The 22,680-nt window shown below is 72.8% G+C and carries 21 protein-coding genes and 1 pseudogene; 12 read left to right on the top strand and 10 right to left on the bottom strand.

Going from position 1 to position 22,680, the window contains the following annotated elements; genetic code table 11:
* Nucleotides 1–31 precede the first annotated feature (31 nt).
* On the top strand, nucleotides 32–2,608 hold the full coding sequence (locus IF88_RS0102345) for a bifunctional FO biosynthesis protein CofGH (protein ID WP_030706843.1): 2,577 nt from the start codon (nucleotides 32–34) through the stop codon (nucleotides 2,606–2,608).
* A 102-nt stretch (nucleotides 2,609–2,710) separates the two neighbouring features.
* On the opposite strand, the pseudogene IF88_RS49540 reads toward IF88_RS0102345, so the two are convergent.
* Nucleotides 2,711–2,938, bottom strand: a pseudogene (locus IF88_RS49540) (tyrosine-protein phosphatase); the annotation flags it as partial.
* Nucleotides 2,939–4,118: 1,180 nt separating this feature from the next.
* On the opposite strand from IF88_RS49540, the gene IF88_RS0102330 reads away from it, so the two are divergent.
* The 4 genes from IF88_RS0102330 (at nucleotide 4,119) to IF88_RS0102315 (ending at nucleotide 7,626) form a co-directional block, all read left to right on the top strand.
* On the top strand, nucleotides 4,119–5,276 hold the full coding sequence (locus tag IF88_RS0102330; RefSeq protein WP_030706841.1) for an ADP-ribosylglycohydrolase family protein: 1,158 nt from the start codon (nucleotides 4,119–4,121) through the stop codon (nucleotides 5,274–5,276).
* 111 nt (nucleotides 5,277–5,387) lie between these two features.
* Entirely contained in the window at nucleotides 5,388–6,248 is an 861-nt protein-coding gene (locus IF88_RS0102325) for a TIGR03619 family F420-dependent LLM class oxidoreductase (RefSeq protein ID WP_030706840.1), read from the top strand.
* A gap of 82 nt (nucleotides 6,249–6,330) precedes the next feature.
* On the top strand, nucleotides 6,331–7,023 hold the full coding sequence (locus IF88_RS39960) for a hypothetical protein (RefSeq protein WP_037805436.1): 693 nt from the start codon (nucleotides 6,331–6,333) through the stop codon (nucleotides 7,021–7,023).
* 51 nt (nucleotides 7,024–7,074) lie between these two features.
* Nucleotides 7,075–7,626 carry a hypothetical protein gene (locus tag IF88_RS0102315; protein ID WP_030706839.1) on the top strand — a complete coding sequence of 184 codons (552 nt, stop codon included), beginning with the start codon at nucleotides 7,075–7,077 and terminating at the stop codon, nucleotides 7,624–7,626.
* Nucleotides 7,627–7,647: 21 nt separating this feature from the next.
* Here the strand turns inward: IF88_RS0102315 and IF88_RS0102310 are convergent, their stop codons facing one another.
* Entirely contained in the window at nucleotides 7,648–8,088 is a 441-nt protein-coding gene (locus tag IF88_RS0102310) for an ATP-binding protein (protein WP_051836317.1), read from the bottom strand.
* Between the two features lie 129 nt (nucleotides 8,089–8,217).
* Here IF88_RS0102310 and IF88_RS0102305 point away from each other — a divergent pair, with 129 nt between their 5' ends.
* Entirely contained in the window at nucleotides 8,218–9,054 is an 837-nt protein-coding gene (locus IF88_RS0102305; protein ID WP_030706837.1) for a helix-turn-helix domain-containing protein, read from the top strand.
* Entirely contained in the window at nucleotides 9,051–9,236 is a 186-nt protein-coding gene (locus IF88_RS0102300) for a DUF397 domain-containing protein (RefSeq protein ID WP_030706836.1), read from the top strand. The genes IF88_RS0102305 and IF88_RS0102300 overlap by 4 nt, the downstream gene beginning before the upstream one ends.
* Nucleotides 9,237–9,308: 72 nt before the next feature.
* Here IF88_RS0102300 and IF88_RS0102295 read toward each other — a convergent pair whose 3' ends face one another.
* Nucleotides 9,309–9,839: a hypothetical protein gene (locus tag IF88_RS0102295; RefSeq protein ID WP_051836315.1), complete on the bottom strand. Its 531-nt coding sequence runs from the start codon at nucleotides 9,837–9,839 to the stop codon at nucleotides 9,309–9,311.
* Nucleotides 9,840–10,109: 270 nt separating this feature from the next.
* Here IF88_RS0102295 and IF88_RS0102290 point away from each other — a divergent pair, with 270 nt between their 5' ends.
* The gene (locus IF88_RS0102290) at nucleotides 10,110–10,508 is read left to right on the top strand and encodes a VOC family protein (protein WP_030706833.1); all 399 of its coding nucleotides are present in this window, start codon (nucleotides 10,110–10,112) and stop codon (nucleotides 10,506–10,508) included.
* On the opposite strand, the gene IF88_RS0102285 is transcribed toward IF88_RS0102290, so the two are convergent.
* A complete protein-coding gene (locus IF88_RS0102285) occupies nucleotides 10,472–10,903 on the bottom strand; it encodes a winged helix-turn-helix transcriptional regulator (protein ID WP_030706831.1) in 432 nt (143 codons plus the stop codon). The genes IF88_RS0102290 and IF88_RS0102285 overlap by 37 nt on opposite strands.
* 59 nt (nucleotides 10,904–10,962) lie before the next feature.
* On the opposite strand from IF88_RS0102285, the gene IF88_RS0102280 reads away from it, so the two are divergent.
* Together IF88_RS0102280 and IF88_RS0102275 are read left to right on the top strand one after the other, a co-directional pair.
* Nucleotides 10,963–11,577: an NAD(P)-dependent oxidoreductase gene (locus IF88_RS0102280; RefSeq protein WP_030706830.1), complete on the top strand. Its 615-nt coding sequence runs from the start codon at nucleotides 10,963–10,965 to the stop codon at nucleotides 11,575–11,577.
* Nucleotides 11,574–12,068, top strand: coding sequence for a nitroreductase/quinone reductase family protein (locus IF88_RS0102275; protein WP_051836313.1), 495 nt, complete (start codon nucleotides 11,574–11,576; stop codon nucleotides 12,066–12,068). Before IF88_RS0102280 ends, IF88_RS0102275 begins: the two co-directional genes overlap by 4 nt.
* Here IF88_RS0102275 and IF88_RS0102270 read toward each other — a convergent pair.
* A complete protein-coding gene (locus IF88_RS0102270) occupies nucleotides 12,061–12,339 on the bottom strand; it encodes a hypothetical protein (protein WP_051836311.1) in 279 nt (92 codons plus the stop codon). The genes IF88_RS0102275 and IF88_RS0102270 overlap by 8 nt on opposite strands.
* A 136-nt stretch (nucleotides 12,340–12,475) precedes the next feature.
* Nucleotides 12,476–14,041, bottom strand: coding sequence for an APC family permease (locus tag IF88_RS0102265; protein ID WP_030706827.1), 1,566 nt, complete (start codon nucleotides 14,039–14,041; stop codon nucleotides 12,476–12,478).
* Between the two features lie 312 nt (nucleotides 14,042–14,353).
* Between IF88_RS0102265 and IF88_RS41890 the strand changes: the two genes are divergently transcribed.
* Both IF88_RS41890 and IF88_RS39945 read left to right on the top strand, forming a co-directional pair.
* Nucleotides 14,354–15,043: a hypothetical protein gene (locus IF88_RS41890; protein ID WP_030706825.1), complete on the top strand. Its 690-nt coding sequence runs from the start codon at nucleotides 14,354–14,356 to the stop codon at nucleotides 15,041–15,043.
* Nucleotides 15,044–15,397: 354 nt separating this feature from the next.
* Nucleotides 15,398–17,209, top strand: a complete 1,812-nt coding sequence (locus IF88_RS39945) for a hypothetical protein (protein ID WP_030706824.1) — start codon at nucleotides 15,398–15,400, stop codon at nucleotides 17,207–17,209.
* A gap of 50 nt (nucleotides 17,210–17,259) precedes the next feature.
* Here the strand turns inward: IF88_RS39945 and IF88_RS0102245 are convergent, their stop codons facing one another.
* The 4 genes from IF88_RS0102245 to IF88_RS0102230 all read right to left on the bottom strand — a co-directional run bounded on the left by IF88_RS0102245 (nucleotide 17,260) and on the right by IF88_RS0102230 (nucleotide 22,677).
* A complete protein-coding gene (locus IF88_RS0102245) occupies nucleotides 17,260–18,741 on the bottom strand; it encodes an aldehyde dehydrogenase family protein (RefSeq protein ID WP_030706823.1) in 1,482 nt (493 codons plus the stop codon).
* Nucleotides 18,738–20,477 (bottom strand): N-acyl-D-amino-acid deacylase family protein, encoded by a 1,740-nt coding sequence (locus IF88_RS0102240; protein WP_030706822.1) that lies wholly within the window; start codon nucleotides 20,475–20,477, stop codon nucleotides 18,738–18,740. Before IF88_RS0102240 ends, IF88_RS0102245 begins: the two co-directional genes overlap by 4 nt.
* 169 nt (nucleotides 20,478–20,646) lie before the next feature.
* Nucleotides 20,647–21,768: an LLM class flavin-dependent oxidoreductase gene (locus IF88_RS0102235; RefSeq protein WP_030706821.1), complete on the bottom strand. Its 1,122-nt coding sequence runs from the start codon at nucleotides 21,766–21,768 to the stop codon at nucleotides 20,647–20,649.
* A gap of 123 nt (nucleotides 21,769–21,891) precedes the next feature.
* Nucleotides 21,892–22,677, bottom strand: a complete 786-nt coding sequence (locus tag IF88_RS0102230) for an SDR family NAD(P)-dependent oxidoreductase (RefSeq protein ID WP_030706820.1) — start codon at nucleotides 22,675–22,677, stop codon at nucleotides 21,892–21,894.
* Nucleotides 22,678–22,680 lie beyond the last annotated feature (3 nt).

Here is a 22,680-nt window from a genome sequence, read left to right as displayed (position 1 = left end):
CCACCGGAACGTCGGATCGTATGCTCGGCTCATGACCACTCCGAGTGACGCTCCGACCGACAACGCGATGCGCCGCGCGCTCCGGCGGGCGCGAGACGGCGTCGCGCTCGACGCGACCGAGGCGGCCGTGCTCCTCCAGGCGCGCGGCGAGGCCCTGCGGGACCTCGCCGCGTCCGCCGCACGCGTAAGGGACTCCGGGCTCGCCGCCGCCGGGCGCCCCGGTGTCATCACGTACTCGCGCAAGGTCTTCATTCCGCTCACCCGGCTGTGCCGCGACCGGTGTCACTACTGCACCTTCGTGACCGTGCCCGGCAAGCTCCGCAAGGCCGGCCACGGCCTGTACCTCTCCCCCGACGAGGTCCTCGACATCGCCCGCCAGGGCGCGGCGATGGGCTGCAAGGAAGCGCTGTTCACCCTCGGCGACCGTCCCGAGGACCGCTGGCCCGAGGCCCGCGAGTGGCTCGACGCGCACGGCTACGACGACACCCTCGCCTACGTCCGCGCCATGGCGATCCGCGTCCTGGAGGAGACGGGGCTGCTCCCGCACCTCAACCCCGGCGTCATGTCGTGGTCCGACCTCCAGCGCCTCAAGCCTGTCGCACCGAGCATGGGCATGATGCTGGAGACCACCGCCACCCGCCTGTGGTCCGAGCCGGGCGGCCCCCACCACGGCTCCCCCGACAAGGAACCGGCCGTACGGCTGCGGGTGCTGGAGGACGCGGGGCGTTCGAACGTCCCCTTCACCACCGGGGTGCTGATCGGCATCGGCGAGTCGTACGAGGAGCGGGCCGAGGCCTTCTTCGAGCTCCGCCGGATCCAGCGCAGCTACCACGGCATCCAGGAGGTCATCGTCCAGAACTTCCGCGCCAAGCCGGACACCGCCATGCGCGGCATGCCGGACGCGGAGCTGGAGGAGCTGGCCGCCGCCATCGCCGTCGCCCGGCACATCCTGGGCCCGAGCGCGCGGATCCAGGCCCCGCCGAACCTGGTGGACGCCGAGTACGCGCTGCTCATCGGCGCCGGCATCGACGACTGGGGCGGGGTCTCGCCGCTGACCCCCGACCACGTGAATCCCGAGCGCCCGTGGCCGCACATCGAGGAGCTGGCCGAGCGCACCCGGGCCGCCGGCTTCGAGCTGCGCGAACGCCTCACCATCTATCCGGAGTTCCTGCAGCGCGGCGAGCCGTGGCTGGACCCGCGGCTGCTGCCGCACGTACGGGCGCTGGCCGACCCGGAGACCGGGCTGGCCGACGAGACGGCCACCGTCGAGGGGCGGCCCTGGCAGGAGCCCGACGAGGGGTTCGTCGCCTACGGGCGCACCGACCTGCACGCCACCATCGACTCCGAAGGCCGCACCGGGGACCGCCGCGAGGACTTCGACCACGTCTACGGCGACTGGGACGCCCTGCGCGAGGCGGCGGCTCCCGGGATGGTGGCCGAGCGCATCGACACCGACGTGCGCGCCGCCCTCGCGCAGGCCGCGGACGATCCGACGAGGCTGACCGACGCGCAGGCGCTGGCGCTGCTGCACGCGGACGGCCCGGCCCTCGACGCGCTGTGCCGGATCGCCGACGACCTGCGCAGGTCGGTCGTGGGCGACGAGGTCACCTACATCGTCACGCGGAACATCAACTTCACCAACGTCTGCTACACCGGCTGCCGTTTCTGCGCGTTCGCGCAGCGCCGCACGGACGCCGACGCGTACACGCTGTCGCTGGACCAGGTCGCGGACCGCGCGGCCCAGGCCTGGGACGTCGGCGCGGTCGAGGTGTGCATGCAGGGCGGCATCCATCCGGACCTGCCCGGGACGGCGTACTTCGACATCGCGCGCGCGGTGAAGGAGCGGGTCCCCGGCATGCACGTGCACGCCTTCTCGCCGATGGAGGTCGTCAACGGGGCCACGCGGACGGGGATGTCCGTACGGGACTGGCTGACGGCGGCCAAGGAGGCGGGGCTGGATTCCATCCCGGGCACGGCGGCCGAGATCCTCGACGACGAGGTCCGCTGGGTGCTCACGAAGGGGAAGCTGCCGACGGCGGACTGGATCGACGTCATCACGACGGCGCACGAGCTCGGCATCCGGTCCTCGTCGACCATGATGTACGGGCACGTGGACCAGCCGCGGCACTGGCTCGGCCACTTCCGCACCCTGGCCCGGATCCAGCAGCAGACCGGTGGTTTCACGGAGTTCGTGACGCTCCCCTTCATCCACACCAACGCGCCCGTGTACCTGGCGGGCATCGCCCGGCCTGGCCCGACGGTCCGCGACAACCGTGCGGTGACGGCGATGGCGCGGATCCTGCTCCACCCGCACATCACGAACATCCAGACGAGCTGGGTGAAGCTGGGCTCGGAGGGCGCGGCCGAGATGCTCCGGTCCGGGGCGAACGACCTGGGCGGGACCCTGATGGAGGAGACCATCTCCCGGATGGCGGGGTCGAGTTACGGCTCGTACAAGTCCGTCCAGGACCTGATCGCCGTCGCCGAGGCGGCCGGGCGGCCCGCGAAGGCCCGTACGACGCTGTACGGGGAGGTGCCGCGGGAGCGGCAGGACGCGGCCCGCGCCTCGGACGGGCACCTGCCGGAACTGCTGCCCGTACTGGACTGACGGCGGCGCGCGGTGCCCGGCCGGTGTGGCGTCCGGCCGGGCCCGCGCACGCTCCTGGGGGCGGTCAGCCGACGAGCAGGTCCTTCTTGAGCCGGTGTGGTCCTTGCCGGCGGTGCAGTGGAAGAGGACGGAGCGGCTGCGGTCGTTGCGCATCCCGTCGAAGACCTGGGTGTACGCCTTCTTGCCGCCGTCGCCGCTGACCATCGCCTTCTCGGCGTCGACCCTGGCCTTGACGGCCTCGTCGGGGGTCTTCGGCAGGGTCTGGAAGGAGGCGGAGCCGAGGCATGGCCGAAACCAACCGGTTCGACGGCAAGTGGCAAAACGTGTCATGAGCCAGAGGGGCGGCCGGAAATATTGGTGATCTGGCCGTTCTCTGATCACTTACGGGCCTCTTGGCGAACCACTTCCGGATTCGATCGAAGCTGTCCACTACGGTGAGGCTTTCGCATGCGCGGCGGGTACGAGTGCAGTGCCGGGCGCCGGGCATCGGGTGGAGTGGTCAGCGGGGAGCGCGGTGCCGGGGGTGGACGAAGTGATCGGTACGAACAGCGGAACGGGGCCCGTACCCGAAGCCGGACACGCCCTGCCGGGCCGCCCGGCCGCGGCGGGCCCCCTGGCCAGATTCCCGGCCGGCCCCCCGCCCCTCGCCGCACCCGCCGCCGAGCCCGCGGCGGGCCCCGGCGCCGGGTTCACCCCCGGAGCCTTGGCAGGACCCACAGCCGAATTCCCGGCCGACCCGGTGGCGGGGTTCGTCGCCGCAGCCGGACCCGGACCCTTCGGCCCCGGACACCTGCCCGCGCCCATGGGCGTAGCCGGAGCCGCGGCAGAACCCCTGCCCTTCGCCGAGCCCGCGGCTCACCCCGCAGCCGGGCCCGTCGGACCCGGACACATGCCCGCGCCCATGGGCGTAGCCGGGCCCGCGGGCGTACCCGCCGCGCCGGTGGTCGGCTCCGAACCCGCGGCAGGACCCCCGCCCGGGGTCCCGGCCGGCCCCCCGCCCCTGGACGTAGCCGGTTCCGGCGGGTACGGGGCCCGGTTCGCCGCCGGGCCCGCAGGGCAGGGGGCGGGCCCCGGAACCGGACACCCGGCCGTGCCCTTCGGCGACGCCGGCCCCGCCGGTCACGGGCCGGCGGCCGGAGCCGCCGCGCCCATGGCCGTAACCGGGCACACCGGTGCACTCGTTGGCGACGCCGGGTACGGGGCCGGCGACGGCCCTGCCGGGCACGGCCCCGCAGCCGCGGCCGGAACCGGGCACCTGGCCGCACCCGTTGCCGGCCCCGCCGGCCCCGCCGGACACGGGCCCGCGGCCGGCCCCCCTGCCGGACCGACCGCGCCTGCGGCGGGAACCGGGCACACGGGTGCGCCCGTTGCCGTGGCCGGGCACGGGACCGGCGACGGCACCGCCGGGCGCGGGCCCGCGCCCGCGGCCGGAGCCGGGCCCGCGGGGCAGGGGGTGGCCGAGCCCGCCGCAGGCGAGGGGCGGACGCTCGCGCGTGCCGTCGTCACCGGGCTGTGGGGCCGCATCGAGCAGCAGGACTTCCGCAGCCGTGTCCGCGGCACGCTCCTCGGCTCCGCGCTCGGCGACGCCCTCGGCGCGCCCCTCGCCCGCCTCACCCTCGACGACATCCGCGAGGCCCACGGCCCCGACGGCCTGACCGCGCCCGCCCACGGCCGCCACGGCCGGGTCACCGCCGCCACCCAGCTCACCCTGTTCACCGTGGACGGGCTGATACGGGCCCACGTGCGCCGGGACACCGGCGCCTGGCACCCGCCCACCGACATCCACCGCGCGTACCTGCGCTGGGCCGCCACGCAGAACGACTGGGGCCCCGACGAGCGCCGCAAGGACAACGGCTGGCTCGCGCAGGAGGAGTGGCTCTACGCCCGGCGCGGCCCGGCCCGCGCCTGCCTGACCGGCTTCGCCGACGACGTCCTCGGCACCCTCGACCAGCCGAAGAACCCCGCCGCCCGCGACGCGGCCGCCGCCACCCGTTCGGCCCCCTTCGGGCTGCTGGTCGGCTGGGAGCCGGCCCTCGTCCTCCAGCTCGCCGTCGAGTGCGCCGCGCAGAGCCACGGCCACCCGACCGCCTTTTTCTCGGCCGGCGCGCTCGCCGTCATCGTCCACGGCCTGACCCGCGGCGACTCCCTCGACGCGGCCGTCCAGCGGACCCTGGGGCTGCTGGGCGGCCGCCCCGGCCACCAGCCCGTCACGGACGCGCTCCAGCGCGCCCTGTCGGCCGTCACCCAGGGCTCGCCGGGGCCCCGGGCCGTCGAAACCCTGGGCCGGGCGGCCGACAGCCCGGACGCCGGCAGCCCCGACGCCCACGCCCCCCACGGCCACGGCCCCCACACCGGCGGCCCGGACGCCGCGGACGCACTCGCCGTCGCCGTCTACTGCGCCCTCGTAGCCGAGGACATCGCCCACGGCCTGCGCCTCGCCGTCAACCACGGTGGCGACTCCACCGCCGCCGGCGCCCTGTGCGGGGCGCTGCTCGGCGCCCTCCACGGCGAGACGGCCCTCCCGGCCGCCTGGCTCGCCGAGCTCGAAGGCCGCGCCACGCTGCTGGAGATGGCCGAGGACTTCGCCCTGGAGATGACCCAGGGCCCGAGCCTCCACAGCCCCACGGAGGCCTCCTCCGGCTGGCTGGCCCGGTACCCGCGCGGCTGACGCACGGCGGGCGTACGGCCGAAGCTCGCCCCCGCCACCTGACGCCCCCTCAACAATCGCGGGTCCAGCCCGTACCGTTGCGGGTCCCACGTCTCGGAGGTGCCAGTACCCATGCGGATCGCCACGACCATCTTCCTCACCGACCGCACCATCTCCCCGGTACGCCTGGCCCGCAGCCTGGAGGAGCGCGGCTTCTCCGGCCTCTACCTCCCGGAGCACACCCACATCCCGGTCGCCCGCGACACCGCCGCCCCCATGGGCGGCGAACTCCCCGAGATGTACGGGCGCACCCTCGACCCCTTCGTGGCCCTCGGCCAGGCCGCCGCCGTGACCGAGCGCCTGCACCTCGGCACCGGCATCACCCTCGTCGCCCAGCACGACCCGATCGACCTCGCGAAGCAGGTCGCGACCCTGGACCACCTCTCCGGCGGCCGTTTCACCCTGGGCATCGGCTACGGCTGGAACGTCGAGGAGGCCGCCGACCACGGCGTCGAGTGGCCCACCCGCCGCGAGCTGGTCCGCGACCGCATGGCCCTGATGCGCGCCCTGTGGGCCCCGGAGCCCACGGCGTACGTCGGCCAGTACTGCTCCGTCCAGGCGAGCAGCGCCCATCCCAAGCCGGTCCAGGCCCCCCGCGAACTCGCCCCCGGCGTCCCCCTGCACGGCCCCCGCACCCTGATCGGCGGCGCGGCGGGTCCAAAGCTCTTCGCCGCCATCGCCGACCACGCCGACGGCTGGCTCCCGATCGGCGGCGGCGGCCTCACCGAGACGCTCCCGGTGCTGCGCCAGGTCTGGGAGACCGCCGGACGCGACCCCAAGTCCCTCCAGGTGGTCCCGTACGCCGTCCGGCCCAGCCCCGGCAAGCTGAGCCACTACGCCGACCTGGGCATCGAGGAGGTCGTCCTCCAGCTGCCCTCGGCGCCGAAGCCGCAGGTGCTGCGCACCCTGGACGAGTTCGCCCAGTACCTCTGAGCCCTTGGGCCCTCCGGGCACGCCCGCCCGGCCGCCGCATAGGCTCGGGCGGAGCGCACACGGGGGCTCGGAGGAGAGCGACATGGACACGGCCGGCACAGCGGCCCGGGCATCCGGGCCCATGGGGAAGGCGGGCCCGCCGCGGGCCCGGCGCACACGGAACTCCCTGTTCTGGGCCGCGCTCATCGCCGGGGGCGGCACGCTGGGCGGCTTCGTCTCCCAGTTCCCGTACGGCCTGCTGTACGTCGGCGTGCTCGTCGTCCTCGCCGCGGCCGGACTCGGCGCGGCCGTCGCCGGCTCGAACTGGAACCGGGCGGGAGCCGCCACCCTCGTGGGCTTCGGCACCATGGCGCTCGGCGTCTTCGCCGGGTCCAACCTGAACGAGTCGTACCTGAAGCTGCTCGGCGAACGGGTCGACGCGGTGGTGGCGGAGTCACGCGAGTACACCAACTCCAAGGGTGACTCCCGCTTCTCCTGCCGCGTCGTCGAGCCGTCGGGCGAGAGCCACGAGCTCGACGCCATCCGGAACTGCTACGCGCAGGTGACGCCGGGCGGGCACGTCGTCCTCTTCAAGGACCGGCTCGGCGGCCTCGACCCCTGGATGGAGACCACCGGCAGCCGCGCCCTCGACCCGCTGGGCCTGGGCATCACCGGCGGCCTGTTCGTCCTCATCGGCGGCACGATGTTCACGGCCGGTCAGCGCCGCCGCTCCGACCAGGAGATCGCCGAGCTGCACCGCCGCACGTACGGTCCGCCCCGGCCCTCGCGGGAGTAGCCCGCCGAAATCCCCTCGACGGCCGCCGCCCGCCGCGCTGATCATGACGCCATGACGAACCGAGGAACGGACGCCGAAAGCCAGTGGCAGGCCCTCCCGGCCGGGATACGGACGCAGGCCGACGGCTACGTCCTGCAGGACAGCAGCCTCCAGGCGGTCCGGCTCGTGTGGGAGGCGGGGCGCCCCCACGGCATCGGTCTGCGGGAGGCGCAGGAGATCGTCCACCTGCGCTACCTGCACTTCGGCGACCGAGTGGCCCGTACGCCCGACTCGCCCCTCGACCTGGACTCGCTCTCCGCCCTCGCGCGCGGCATCGGCGGCCGCGTGGTGGCGATCGAGGCCGTCTGGGACGGGGACACCGTCCACGACTGGTTCGTGAACCTGCTGGCGATCACGGACGAGCCCGCCGGGGAGAAGTGCCTGGCCACGATCTACTGGGGCACGGCCGTACGCGCCCTGGACGGCGCCGACACCGGCCCTCAGCACCCCTCGGCGGCCGCCGCCACCCGCGCGGGCGGCGCCCTGGCCGCCCACCTCGGCGTACCGTTCCACTTCGCCAGCCCGGACACCCCGGACGACGAAGCGCCGCGCTGGCGGTCCTGACCGCCCGGGGGCGCCCGGCGCCTACGGCCGCGGCCCGGCCCGGCGGGCCAGCTCGGCCCAGACCGTCTTGCCGATCAGCCGGTCCGTGACGCCCCAGCCGGCGGCGAGGGCCTCGACGATACGGAGGCCGTAGCCGGATTCGGCCTGGTAGGCGTGCGGCAGCGGGGTGGGGCGGCGGTCACGCCGGGCGTCGGACACCTCGACGCGCAGGGCGTTCTCCAGCAACGTCAGCTTGAGCTCGAAGTCCCGCCCGGGCACCCTGCCGTGGGTGACGGCGTTGGCGGCGAGCTCGGCCACGAGCAGCCCCGCGTCGGCGGACAGCCCGGTGGATTCGGGAAACCCCCAGTCGTGCAGCTCGACGAGGGCCAGCTGGCGGGCGAGGCGGGCGCCGCGCCGGGTGGAACTGAAACGCTGAGTGAACACGCGTACGAGGGCCGGCGCGGAGCCAGGGGGTGTGGTCATGGCGCCAACGTCCCGCCTGGCCTGGGCGGTTCAACACCACCCGGACTCGTACAAACCAACTGTACGAGTCCACTCCCTGGACAGTGAGAGTCACCGTGCGTGAACATTCCTGTCGGGGAGGTGACCGCCATGGTGAGTGCCGACGACAGCGGTGACGGCGAGGTCGAACCGGACGACGACCTGCGCAGCTTCGGCGAGACGGTGAAGGCCTCCCGCAAACGGGCGGGCGTGACGCAGGAACAACTGGGTCTGAAGATCGGCTACTCGGTCCAGTACGTCGGCTCGGTCGAGCAGGGCCGCCGCCACCCGTCCCGGAAGTTCATCAGCAAGACCGAGGCCGTCCTGGACACCTTCGGTGTCATCGACATCGCGGCGAAGCGGCTGTCACGGCGGCGGGGGCTGGCGTCCTGGTTCCGGCGGTGGGCGGAGCTGGAGGAGGGCGCCGTCACCCTCAATACGTACGAGTGCCGGTCTGTGCCTGGGCTGGTGCAACCCGAGTCGTACGCCCGCGCGCTCATCGACAACGTCCCGCCGCTGGCGACTCCCGAGGAGGCCGACGCCCGTGTGGCAGCCCGCATGGAACGGCAGAAACTGCTCCTCCGCACCCCGTACGTCCTCTTCAGCTTCATCATCGAGCAGGCGCTGATCGAGCGGCAGACGGGAGGCCCGGAGGTCACACGGGAGTTGATCGACCGCCTCCTGGAGTGCGGCAGGCTCCCCAACGTCGACGTCCAGATCATGCCGACGGTCAGCCCGGATCACGCGGGCACCGACGGCCCCTTTCAACTCCTGGAAACCGATGAGCACGAATGGCTGGGGTACAGCGAAGGACAAAAGACGGGCCAGGTCATCTCTGACCCGAAAGCCGTCAGCGTCCTCCATCAGCGGTATGCCAAACTTCGCATCCAGGCCCTCAATCCTGCGGACAGCAGGGCCCTGTTGATGCGATTGCGAGGATCCCTGTGAACAGCTCCCAGCTCCGGTGGTTCAAGAGCAGCCACAGCGGAAGTGAGGGCGACAGCTGCGTCGAGGTCGCCGCCTGCGCGGACACGGTCCACATCCGGGACTCCAAGGTGACGGCCGGCCCCGAGCTCGCCGTGACGCCCGCGAGCTGGGGTGTCTTCCTCGGCGGGATCACGGCGGGCTAGAGCGCTTGGGTGGGACGCGCCCACCCAAGCAGCTCCGCCCGCCCGTGGATGCCGACCGTACGGGCGACGTGACTAGCTCATCAGCGGCGAGCCGGTCAGCTGCCAGGTGATGGGGCCCTTGTTGTCGCCCTCGATGTCGTAGACGACCGTCGCGTCGCCCGACCACTGCTTGCTCGGGTCCAAGGTGGCCGACGGGGTCAGACAGGCGAAGGCGCTCATGGGGGCCGCGTTGATGTTGGCCGTGAGGTCACAGGTCTTGCTGGTGACCACGACGTCGGTGCCGCCCGGCACACGGCTCTCCAGCCGCGTCGTCACCTTGAACGAGGTGTAGCGCTTGCTGGTCATGTCGGACTGGCCGTCGTTGATGAACTCCCAGTTGACGGTCGCCTTCCCGCGGACCTTGTTGTCCGGGAGCACCTCGACGCAGGTCGGCACGTTCAGCTGGGCCTCGGGGATGATGCCGGGCATGGCGTCGATCCGGGCGTTGGCGACGGCCGTCGAGCAGGTCTGCGCCGCGCTGGCGGACTGCGAGACGGAGATGACGCCCGAGAAGGCGACGGCGGCCGCGGCGACCGCGGAGGCGCGGAAAAGGTTCTTGTTCATGATGTGTCTCCCCCATGTGAGTGAGGGTCGATCGTAGGCCGCAAGATCGAGCCCGGCATCATCATTTTCGCAGGTCAGACGCCATGTGGCTGATACTCGCCGTCCGCCCGGGGCCAAGGGAATCGGCGGCTGGACCGTACCGCGCAGGCGGGACCCGGGTGCCGGGCCGCAAGCGGAATTCGGACACGGCCCGCCTCGGGCAATTACTGGCCAAAGCTTCGGCGTGGCTGAACTACCCGTGCCACGCCCGGGTTTCGTACGCTGCCGCGCATGATCGATTCACGTACACACGTCCGTGTCGCCCGGCCCTCACTCGATCTGAAGGCCGCCGAACGCTTCTACGTCGACGGGCTCGGCCTGGAGGTGCAGTGGCGCACCACCGGGAGCGCGCCCGGGGAGCACGACCTGCTGATGGTCGGACCGGCCGGCGGCGGCTGGCACTTCGAGCTCACCCGTGACGCCTCGAACCCGATCCTGCCCGTGCCCACCGTCGACGACCTCTTCGTGCTCTACCTCGGCGCGACGCCCGACGAGGCCCTGGTCCAGCGGCTCGTCGAGCACGGCGGGACGCGGGTCGCCGCCCACAACCCGTACTGGGACGAGTGGGGAGTCACCATCGAGGACCCGGACGGCTACCGGCTCGTGCTCTGCTCCCGCACCTGGGGCTGAGCCGCCGGTGCGGCCAGGGCGGACGGTGCGGCCAGGGCGGCCTCCTGGGCGTCGATGAGCTCGTCCCAGTGCTCCCGGGTCCACTCGCACGCCGCGTCGAGCGGGCCCAGGAGGCCGCGGCCGAGCGGGGTGAGGGCGTACTCGACGCGGCGCTCGGGGGTGTCGCACTCGGTGCGGGTGACGAAGCCGTCGCGTTCCAGACCGCGCAGCGACTGCGTCAGGGACTTGGCGGTGATGCCGCGCAGCGGGACCTTGAGCTCCGAGAAGCGGCGGGGGCCGCCCTCCAGGCAGCGCAGGATCAGCGTGGCCCACTTGTCGCCGATCCGGAACGGGACCAGCGGGGACGGGCAGACGGGGTCGAACATCTCCGGGTCCAGGGGCGCGGGTTGGCTCATGATCCACACCGTAGGCCGGTATCCGTTCGGTAACCAGGCCTCTCCCTACGCTCCCCCACATGACGAACGAGAAGAAGACGAAGAGGCTCGTCGTGTTCGGGGCCGGCGGGCGCGTCGGCCGGGCCGTCACCGCCGAGGCCCGGGCGCGCGGGTACGAGGTCACGGAGGCGGGCCGGGCCGACGGGGACGTGACCTCGGCGGCGGACGTGGCGCGGCTGGCGGCCGGGCACGACGCTGCGGTGGTCGCGGTGTACGACGCGCAGGCGGCCCCCGGGGCGTTCTTCCCCGCCGTCGGCCGCGCGCTGGCGACGGGGCTCCCGCGGGCCGGCGTACGGCGACTGGTTGCGGTCGGGCTGGCCTCCGTACTGCCCACGGCGTCGGGGGCGCCGCTGATGGACACGCCGGGGTACCCGCAGGAGTGGCGGGAGTTCTACGCCGGCCACGCGGCCGGGACCGACGCGCTGCGGGCGCAGGCTCCGGCGGGGCTGGACTGGGCGGTGCTGAGCCCGGCCGGGGACTTCGCCGTGGGCGGTGGCGCGGTGGCCGGCGGGTACGGATTCGCCCCGGCGGACGCCGCGAGCCGGATCAGCCACGCGGACTTCGCCCGGGCCGTGGTGGACGAGGCCGGGGCGCCGTCGCTGCACCGGACGCACGCGGGGGTGGTCCCGGCATGACCACCGCACCGTACGCAGAGACCGCGACGGCGACAGCGACCGCGACCGCGACCGACAGCCCGAACGCCTGGGTCGCCGCGCACATCCGCCGCTTCGAGGAGACCGCCGGGCAGCCGCGCCCGGGGATCTCGGACCTGCTGCTGACCACGCGGGGCCGCAGGTCGGGGCTGCTCCGCCGCACCGCGCTCGCCTACGTCCGGGACGGGGCGGACGGCGGGGACGGCGCGGCGTACGTCCTGACGGCCTCCAACGCGGGCGCGGACCGGCACCCGGCCTGGTACCTGAACCTGGCCGCCGACCCGGCCGTCACCCTCCAGGTCGGCGCCGAGACCTTCCCGGCGACGGCCCGCCGCGCCACGCCGGCCGAGGCGGAGCGGCTGTGGCCGGTGGTGGTGGCCGCGATGCCCTCGTACGCGGCCTACCGCGCGGCGACGGCCCGCGAGATCCCGCTGGTCCTGGTGACCCGTACCGGCGGGGGCGGGGTCACTTGACCGCGGGGGTCTTGGGGAGGGTGTGCAGGGGCGCGGTGAGGGAGGCGTCCGTGGCCCCCGCGGCGTTGCCGGCGGCGGAGGAGGTGACCGCGACCGCGGTCTTCGCGTCCTGGACGGTCCGGGCCGGATGGTCGACGATGTCGACCACCCGGTCGACGACCGGGGGCGCCTGAGCGGCGGGCTCGTCGGCGTGTGCGGCGACGGGGGTGAGTGCGAGGGCGGCGCCACCGGTGACGACCAGGGCGGCGAGGGTGCGCTTCATGGCGTTCATGCCCGGCCCAACGACTCCCCCACGCCCCGGGTCACCGCCCGGGGTGCCCGGAACGCCGGCGGCCCCGGATCGGGGGGATCGATCCGGGGCCGCGGGGGTGACTCAGCGGGGGTCCGCAGGGGGTGCGCGGGGGTGGTCAGTCCTCGACCACCAGGGCCGGGGTGGACTTCGTCAGGACCTGGCCGCGGAAGAAGGCGGGGCTGCGGCGCTCGGTGACGAACATGATGACCAGGCCGAGGGCCAGCAGGCCGACGCCGATGACGAAGACGTTGCCGACGCCGAGGCCCGGGATGGTGGAGCCGGAGCCGTAGGCCGGGTCCCAGGCGTCGTAGAGCGTCTTGAAGAAGACCGCGGCCAGCAGCAGCCCGCCCAGGACCGGGAAGACGCCCTTGAAGAGCAGGTCGCGGGTGGAGCGGCGCAGCTCGGCGCGGAAGTACCAGGCGCAGGCGAAGGCCGTCAGCGAGTAGTAGAAGCAGATCATCAGGCCGAGCGCGAAGATCGTGTCGGTCAGGACGTTCTCGCTGACCAGGGTCATCACCGTGTAGAAGGCTCCGGTGGCGACGCCCGCCATGACGGTGGCGCGGCCCGGGGTCTTGAACTTCGGGTGGACCTTGGCGTAGGAGGGCGGCAGCGCCTCGTACGTCGACATGGCGAGGACCGTGCGGGCCACCGGGATGAAGGTGGTCTGCAGGGAAGCCGCGGCGGAGGCCAGGACGGCCACGAAGAGCAGGATGCCGAGTGCCGGGCCCATCACGGGGCCGGCGAGGGCCGCGAAGACGTTGCCGGAGGTCTCCTCGTTGGCGAGGCCCAGGCCTTCGCCGCCCGCGCCGACGGCCATCTGGGCGGCGATGCCGGTGGCGAGGTAGGAGCCGACCAGGACGACCATGGCGATGAGCGAGGCGCGGCCGGGGGTCTTCGTGGAGCCGGTGGTCTCCTCGTTGGTGGCCAGGCACGCGTCCCAGCCCCAGTACATGAAGATCGAGAGCGAGAGTCCGGCGGTGAAGGCCGCCATGGACTCGACCGCGAAGGGGTTCATCCAGGACCAGGAGAAGTCCAGGCCGGTGTCGAAGGTGCCGGCGGAGGCCTTCTGGAAGGCCATCGCGACGAAGAGGGCGAGCACGACGAGCTGGAGGCCGACCAGCGCGTACTGGACGCCCTTGGTGGCGGTCATGCCGCGGTAGCTGATGGCGGTCGCGACGGCGATCAGCGTCAGGCAGGTGGCGATGTGGACGAGCTTGTTGTCGTCCAGGGCAGCGATCGAGTCGTTGCCGGTGATCTCACCGGCCAGCAGCCAGAAGTACGAGGTGGCGACGCCCGCGAGGTTGGAGAGGACGATGATCGTGGCGATCACCAGGCCCCAGCCGCACATCCAGCCGATCCGCGGGCCGAAGGCCTTGACGGTCCAGGTGAAGGAGGTGCCGCAGTCCGGCATGGCCTTGTTGAGCTCGCGGTACGCGAAGGCCACCAGCAGCATCGGGAGGAAGCCGGCGAGGAAGATGGCCGGCATCTGCAGGCCGACCTCCCCCGCGGTGGATCCCAGGGTCGAGGTCAGGCAGTAGACGGGGGCGACGGTGGAGATGCCGATGACGGCGCTTCCCACGAGGCCGACGGAACCCTTGCCGAGGCCCTTGCCGCGAACGTCGCCCTCGGCGACGCCGTTTACCGTGTCTCCGGCCCGAGGCCGAACGTCCAGCTGAGTCATGGGTCAGGACGTTAGATGGTGCGTTTTCCACATCTGGAGGATCGAAGTCCGGAATCCGCCCGCCCCGAACGCCTTGGAATCCCGAGGCTGTGGCCGTTAACGAACGCTTAATACAAGGTTCATCTCGGCCTCCCGCCATGGTTCGGCAGGCTCTCAAGAGAAGCTTTCAGGATGCGGAAACCGTAGCCATGTCCGTTTTAAGGCTCTTCAAACTTTCCCGTGCGAGTTTTTCGCCGCCCGGTTTGCCGCGGACATGACCAGCGTCCTACAGTCGCCGCCATCCAAGGTCATTTACCGGGGGACACCGCGCACATGCGTTTCAAGCCACTGATCATCACCGTTTCGGCCACCGCGGCCCTGCTCTCCCTCACCGGCTGCGGAGGCGGCGACAACCCGCCGCTCGGCGGCGTCGGCGGGGATTCCGTTGCGGCCGGTGCGAACGGCGCCGCCAACGGCACCGGCGACGGCGGCCCCAACGAGGGCACGCTGGAGAACCCGACGAAGAACGGCGGCGTCAACGGCAACGCCCCCAAGGACGGGACGGCCTTCCAGAAGCTCCCCAAGGCGGCGACCATGGCCGCGGCCGCCCGCTTCGTCAACGGGTTCACCCCGTGCGACCCGATCAAGGCCGTCCCCGCGGGCAGCCACTCGAGCACGGGCCCGGACGAGAAGTTCTTCCAGGCCGGCACCGTCACCGAGCGCGGGATCTGCGGGAGCAGAGGCCGCACCAGCATCTACATGATCAAGGACGCGAAGGCTTTCCAGACCGCCTTCAAGGCCGAGGTCGCCGCGGAGGGGGGCGGGAACCCCAACAGCGGCATCGTCATCGGGCAGGACTTCGCCATGGGATCCGAAAGCTCGGACGCCATGAGCGCCCTGCTGAGCCCGCAGGCCGGGCTGCTGATGCTGAACTGCCACGCGGACTTCAACCCGCCGAGCGGCTACCGCAAGGAACCGGCCCTGGTGAAGGGCTGCGTCCTCACCGACTACTACGTGGACTGAGCGACGGGGCGGGGCCGGGACCGGGACCAGCCCGTTCCCTTCGGCTCCGACCAGCCTGCCGGTGGGGGCGGGGCCGGGCGTGTGCCGGGGCGGTCCCCACAGGGCGTCGAACGCGCTACCGCCGCAGGCTCCGGCCCCCGCCCCGTTCGGCGCCCGAGAAGACGCCCCGGCGCGCGCCCGGCCCCGGCACAACCGGCCCACCCGCCCCCGGACCGGGCCCGCATCCGCGAGACCGCCCCCGTGCCCACGGCCGATGAGCTCCTCCGGGGCGAGGCCGGATTTTCGTTGGACGCGTCCTGACCCGGCCTGGCAGGCTCCTCGCATGACCTACGGAATCGAGTCCCGCCCCGCCCGATGAGCGTCCGCGACGAGCGCGAGCCGCTCGCCCCCCGGACGACCTCCCTGTACGACTACGCCCTCTTCCGGCGCGGCATCGACCCGGACGGCCGGGTCCCGCGCCGCGGCTATCCGCTACCCGAGGGATCCCCGCCGGAAGCCGGACGACCCGACCGCCCTCGCCGGACCTGGGAGCAGACGCGGGCCGCAGTGCGCGCCGTGCTCACCCCCCTGCTGGCCGACCACGACCCCGTCCGGGCCGCCGCGGCCGTCCACCGGCGGGCCCGCGAGCTGGGGCTGCACGCGCGTACCGTCCGTGCGCACGTCCCACAGCTCGACCTGAGCGACCCGGACGCCGCCCGGCGCACCGCCCGGCAGCTGACCCGCACCGGCAGCACCGCAGTGGCCGTCGGCATCGGGATCGCCCTGCTGATCCGCCTCGGCGAGCCGGAGGACGTGCCCTGTCTCCAGGTGCTCGGCACCCTCTCCGGCCTCGAATCCGTGGCGACGGCCGCGCTCGACCCGCTCGACCGGCAGGCGGCGGCCCTGCTGGTGCTGCGCGGCCGGGACCGGTCCGAGCTGCTGACCCCGCTCATCGAGGCGATCGCCACCGGCGACGCGGAGGCCGTCCGGGCCGCGCTGGTCGCGGTGCCCGACGACCCACGGGCCCTGCTCTTCGCCCGCCGCATCGCCGAGGCCGCCGACCTGCACGGGCTGCTCCGCGCCCATCCCGAGGACCCCGACCTGCTCGCGCAGACCGGCCTGCTGCTGCACCACATGGCCGCGCAGCGGGACCACCGCTCCGCGATCCTCGACTACCTGCCCGCCCGCGCCGTGTACGAGGCCCTGGTCCGGCATGCCGACCGGCTGCCCCCGACCCCGGAACACCAGTCGCTCCTGCTGTCGATCGCCCTCGACCTGCACAGCGGCCCCGCCGTACTGCTGAACTGGCGGCCCGGGCGGCGTCAGGCCCTGCTCGACGCCCTGGACCGGCTGCCGGCCGAGGTCGCGCGGGAGCCCGTACCCGACGACCGGCGAGCGGAGTGGTTCCGGCGCACCCGGGACCTGCCGTTCGCCCGCGCCGCGGCCGGCGGCCGCCCGCGGTGGGAAGTGGTCGCGGTCCACACCGCCGCGTCCTCGCCCACCGTCGAGACCCGCATCCTGGTCGACGGGCTGCCGCTGTTGCCCGCGCTGTTCGACAAGGGGCCGGGCAACCCGCCCGAGCTCCTGATCGACACCGGCGGCCTGGGGGCCGGACCGGAGCCGCGGGAGGTGCAACTCGCGGAGGCGTCCTGCACCGAGGGCTGCTGCGGCGCGCTGTACGTGACGATCCGCCGGGACGGCGACGAGGTGGTGTGGGACGGCTGGCGCGGCACGGTCGGCCCGCCGCCGCCCGCGTACCGCTTCGACGCGGCCGCGTACGACGCCGAGGTCGACCGCGCCGAGCGGGACCACTCCTGGTGCTGGCCGGCCCGGCGCACGGCGCGACTGATCGCGGCCGGTCTGCGGAAGCGGCCGGAGCTGGTGCGGCGGTGGGACCTCGGCGTCAGCTGGGTCGGGACCGACTGGCGTGAGCCGCACACGACGGTGGCGCGGCTCGTGTTCTCACCCCCGGACGGCGCCGAGGACCGCCACGGGCAGCCGCTGCGGCTGTACTTCGACTGGCGGCTGCCCGATGACGGCAGCCCGCCCGAGGAACGGGCGGCCGCCGCGCTGGAACGGATCGCGAGGTCCGACCCGAAGGGCTTCGCCCCACTCCGGCGCGGCAGCAGCGAACTCGCCGCGTCCTTCGGCTACAGCTGGGCCGACGGGACCGACCAGGACGCGTAGGAACGCGACGGCCGGCCGGGGAGCGCACCCCGGCCGGCCGTCGCCGCGCTTCACCCGGTCCAGACGATCGACTGGATCTCGCTGTACGCGTGCAGCGCGTACGAGCCCACGTCGCGCCCCACCCCGCTGCGCTTGAAGCCGCCGAACGGCGCCTCCATGTTGCGGCCTATGGTGTTCACACCGACCCCGCCCGCCCGCAGCCGCCGCGCCACGCGGAACGCGCGCGCCGAGTCCCCCGACCACACGTAGCTCAACAGGCCGAAGTCGCTGTCGTTGGCCAGCCGGACCGCCTCGTCCTCGTCCCCGTCGAAGGGGACGACCACGACCACCGGGCCGAAGATCTCCTCGCGGACCACCCGCATGTCGTTCGTGCAGTCGACGAGGAGGGTGGGGGCCACGTAGAAGCCCTTGCCGTCCTCCCCCACCACCGGGCGCTCGCCGCCGTACGCGATCCGCGCGCCCTCCTTCTTCCCCAGCTCGACGTACGACTCCACGCGGTCCCGGTGCGCCGCCGAGATCACCGGGCCCACCACCGTGCCGGCCGCCGCCGGGTCGCCGACCTTCATGAAGGCCAGGTAGCCGGTGAGCTTCTCGATCAGCTGGTCGTAGACCGACCGGTGGGCGATCACCCGGGTCGGGGCCGTACAGATCTGCCCGGAGTAGAAGGAGAAGGTGGTGCCGATGCCCATCACCGCCGCGTCCAGGTCGGCGTCCCCGAAGACGATCGCCGCGCCCTTGCCGCCCAGCTCCATCAACTGCCGCTTCATCGTCCGGCCGCAGACCTCCGCGATGCGCTGCCCGACGCCCGTGGAACCGGTGAAGGACACCATGTCCACGTACGGGGAGTCCACGGCGGCCTCGCCGACCTCCACCGACTGGCCGTTCACCACGTTCACCACGCCCGCCGGCACCCCGGCCTCGTGCAGGGCGTCCGCCATCCGGAACACCGACAGCGGGTCCTGCGGGGCGGGCTTGACCACCACCGTGTTCCCCATGGCCAGGGCGGGGGCCACCTTGCCCGCCGGGTTCGCCCACGGGTTGTTGTACGAGGTGACGCAGGTGACCACGCCGACCGGCTGACGCACCTCCAGCGCGCCGAGGATGCTCGCCCTCCCCATCGGACCGGCCTCCGTGACCTGCGGCGGGAGGCCCTTCTCGACGGGTTCGAGGGCCCCGCGCGCGTACCTGCGGAAGCGGGCCACCCCGACGCCGACCTGCATGCCGCGCGCGATCCCGGTGGGTGCGCCCGTCTCGGCCCGGGCGAGCTCCGTCCACGGTTCGAACTCGCGCTGCATGATGTCCGCGGCCCGGTCGAGGATCGCCGCCCGTTCCTCGGGCTTCGTACGGGACCAGCCCTCGAACGCCTCGGCCGCGGCGCGGGCCGCGTCCTCGACCTGCGGGCGCGAGGCCTCGGGGGCGAGCCCGACGACCGACTCGTCCGCCGGGTTGACCACTTCGTAGTGACCGCCGGCGGGCTCCACCCACTCGCCGCCGATGTAGAGCTTCTGCGGCTGCGGCTGCGCGTCGGTCATCGGGTGCTCACGGTCCTCGTGTCGCGGCCCGAACGGAGCACGATCCCGGGGACCGCCCCCGTGACCTCGTCGTCACGGATGGTCTCCACGCCGTTGACCCGTACGGAGACGATGCCGATGGCCCGCGCGTCCAGCCGCGGGCTGTCCCCGGGCAGGTCGTGGACGAGCGTCGCGGGGCCGGCCTCGATGCGTTCCGGGTCGAAGAGGACCAGGTCCGCGTGGTAGCCCTCGGCGATCCGGCCGCGCTCGCGCAGCCCGAACAGCCGGGCGGGGTCGTCGGTGAGCATCCGTACCGCCTGCTCCAGCGGGACCAGCTTGCGGCCGCGCAGGCAGTCGCCGAGGAAACGGGTCGTGTACGGGGCCCCGCACATCCGGTCCAGGTGGGCGCCGGCGTCGGAGCCGCCGAGCATGACGTCCTCGTGCTGCCAGGTCTCGGCGCGCAGGGCCCAGCTCGCCGGGTCGTTGTCGGTGGGCATCGGCCAGAGCACCGTGCGCAGGTCGTCGTTGGCGCAGATCTCCACCAGGCACTGGAAGGGGTCCTGGCCGCGCTCGGCGGCGATGTCGTTCACGACGCGGCCTGAGAGGCCCTCGTTCTCCTTGCTGTACGTGTCGCCGATGACGTACCGGCCGAAGTCGGCGAGGCGCCGGAAGACCCCGGCCTCCTTGCTGTCGGCGCGGCGCAGCATCTCGGCGCGTACGCCGGCGTCGCGGAGCTTCTCGATCCGCTCGGGGACGGGCAGGCCGAGGACCTCGCCCCAGCCGGGGATGAGGTTCAGCGCGCAGAAGGTCCCGAGGGACATGTTCATGGGGGTGAGGATCGGCATCGTCAGCGCGACGATCCGGCCGCCGGCCTTGCGGGCGCGCTCGCTGGGTACCAGCTGGCGCGGCACGCGTTCGGGGACGGCGGCGTCGATGGTGAGGACGTTCCAGTTGAGCGGCCGTCCGGCGGCGGCGCTCATGTCGACGAAGAGGTCGATCTCCTCGTCCGCGAACTGGTCCAGGCAGCCCGCGACGATCGCTTCGAGCTGGGTGCCCTCGTGTTCGGCGACGGCCCTGGAGAGGGCGAGGAGTTCGGCGGGCTTGGCGTGCCGGGAGGCGACGGGGGCGCCGGAGCCGTCGGAGTGGGTGGAGGACTGGGTGGTGGACAGGCCCCAGGCGCCGGCGTTCATGGCGTCGTGGAAGAGGTCGAGCATCTGCTGCATCTGCTCGGGCGTGGGCTGGCCGCCGACGGCGTCCTCGCCCATGACGTGGCGGCGCAGCGCGCAGTGGCCGACCATGAAGCCGGCGTTGACGGCGATCCGGCCCTCCAGGGCGTCGAGGTACTCGCCGAAGGTGGACCAGGTCCAGTCGACGCCCTCCTCCAGGGCCTTGAGGGCCATGCCCTCGACCTTGCTCATCATGCGGCGCGTGTAGTCGGCGTCCTCCGGGCGGGCCGGGTTGAGCGGCGCCAGGGTGAAACCGCAGTTGCCGCCGGCGACGGTGGTCACGCCGTGGTTCATGGAGGGCGTGGCGTACGGGTCCCAGAAGAGCTGGGCGTCGTAGTGCGTGTGGGGGTCGACGAAGCCGGGGGTGAGGACCAGGCCGGTGGCGTCCTCGCTGCTGCGGGCGTCTTCGGTGACGGTGCCGGGTGCGGCTATCGCCGCGATCCGGCCGTCGCGTATCCCCACGTCCGCGACGCGGGCGGGGGCGCCGGTGCCGTCCACTACGGTCGCGCCCTTGATCAGGTGGTCGAGCATGACGTCCCTTCTGCCGGTCTTCGCGTTGCGGCCCGTCCCGTGGGGCTCCGCCCCACACCCCGCGCCTCAAACGCGGGCGAGGCTGGATTTGGCCCCGGCCGGAGGCCGCCCGGCCGGGGCTGGTGCGGGACGGCGGTCCGGGAAGACGCCGTCCCCGTTCCCCGTCGTGTCAGACGGCCTGACGGAAGCGCGTCGTGCGGTGCACCGGGTCCGTGTCTATCTCCGGGATGACGTGCTCGCCGATGAGCTTGATCGTGGTCATCGTGTCCTCGTAGGAGACCCCGGTCGGCAGACCGAAGGAGAGCTGGTCCGCGCCCGCCTGCTCCCAGCGCTTGCACTGGGCGCGGACCTCCGACGGGTCACCGCAGATCAGCAGTTCCTCCGCGATCAGGAGCTCGATGATCTCCGCGTTGTACTCCGGCAGGGTCTCGGGCCACTGCGGGATCGCCTCCGGCCGCGGGAAGGTGTCGTGGTAGCGGAAGACCAGGGACTGGAAGCGGTTCATGTTCGCGTTGACCGCGATCTCCACCGCCTTGTCGTGCGTCTCCGCACAGATCGCGGTGGACGTGACCATCACGTTGTCGTTGACGAACGCGCCGATCGCCTTCGCCTCCCGGATCGCCGTCTTGTACTGGTCGAGGACCCACTCCATGTCCGAGACCTTCTGGACGCTGAAGCCGAGGACGCCCAGGCCCTTCTTCGCCGCCATCGCGTACGAGGACGGGGAGCCGGCGGCGTACCACATGGCCGGGTGCGCCTTCCCGTACGGCTTGGGGAAGATCTTGCGCGGCGGCAGCGACCAGTGCTTGCCCTGGAACCCCTCGTACTCCTCCTGGAGGAACATCTTGGGGAATTCGGCGATGGTCTCCTCCCAGATCTCCTTGGTGCCGTTCATGTCCTCGATGCCGGGCAGGAAGCCGAGGATCTCGTGGCTGCCCGCGCCGCGGCCGGTGCCGAACTCGAAGCGGCCCTTGGAGAGGTGGTCGAGCATGGCGACCTTCTCGGCCACCTTGACCGGGTGGTTGACCGGGGCGAGCGGGTTGAAGATGCCGGAGCCCAGGTGGATGCGCTCGGTGGCGTGGGCGAGGTACCCGAGGAACACCTCGTTCGCCGACAGGTGGGAGTACTCCTCCAGGAAGTGGTGCTCGGAGGCCCAGGCGTACTTGAAGCCGGACTTGTCCGCCTGGATGACGTACTCGGTCTCCTCGATCAGCGCCTTGTGCTCTGCCTCGGGGTCGACCTTGGACCGCGCCTCAGGCACGTATCCCTGCACAAAGAGCCCGAATTCCAAGGGGTTCACCGTCCTTTGGTTTCTGACGTTGCGTCAGATTCGATGTCTCGACTGTTCCATCGCGGGGGCGGGAGCGTCAATACCTGACGCTCCATCAGATAGACCGTCCCGGGCGCGGGACCGCTACAGGATGCTGACGCCCGCCATCCAGCCGCCGTCGATGACGAACGGCTGGCCGGTGATGTAGGAGGAGTCCTCGCCGGTCAGGAAGAGCGCCAGCTTGGCGATCTCCTCCGGCTGCCCCACCCGCCCCATCGGAACCACCCGCCGGTAGAGCTCCGCCATGGCGTCCCTGGCCTCGTCGGTCATGTTCGCCGGGTCCAGCAGCCCCGGATTGGCCATCGGGGTGTCCACGGCGCCCGGGCACATCGCGTTCACCCGGATCCCCTTGGCCGCCAGCTCCAGCGCCGCCACCCGGGTGAGGCCGAGGATGGCCGCCTTGGTGGCGGCGTAGGTGCCGACGTACGCCATGCCCGTCAGGCCGGTGTACGAGGAGGTGTTGACGATGGTGCCGCCGCCGGCCGCCTCGATCTCGGGGGCCACGGTCTTGATGCCGAGGAACGCGCCGACCTGGTTGACCTGGACCACCTGCTGGAACTCCTCCAGCGGGGTGGCGGTCAGCTCGTTGAAGCGCAGGATGCCCGCGTTGTTGACCAGCCCGTCGATCCGGCCGAAGGCCTCCTTCGCCGTGGCGACCGCGGCCGCCCAGTCCTCCTCGCGGCTCACGTCCATCCGTACGTACCGGGCCCGGTCCTCGCCGATGTCCTTGGCCACCGCCGCGCCCTGCTCGTCCAGCACGTCACCGAGGAGCACCCTGGCGCCCTCGGCGGCGAACAGCCGGGCCTCCTGCTCGCCCTGGCCGCGTGCCGCGCCGGTGATGATGACGACGCGCCCGTCCAGCTTGCCCATGGT

It is taken from the genome of Streptomyces sp. NRRL F-2580, assembly GCF_000720115.1.
In the GTDB taxonomy this organism is placed as follows: Bacteria; Actinomycetota; Actinomycetes; order Streptomycetales; family Streptomycetaceae; genus Streptomyces.
Note: the sequence above shows the minus strand (reverse complement) of the source record. Positions and strands in the feature narration are given on the sequence as shown.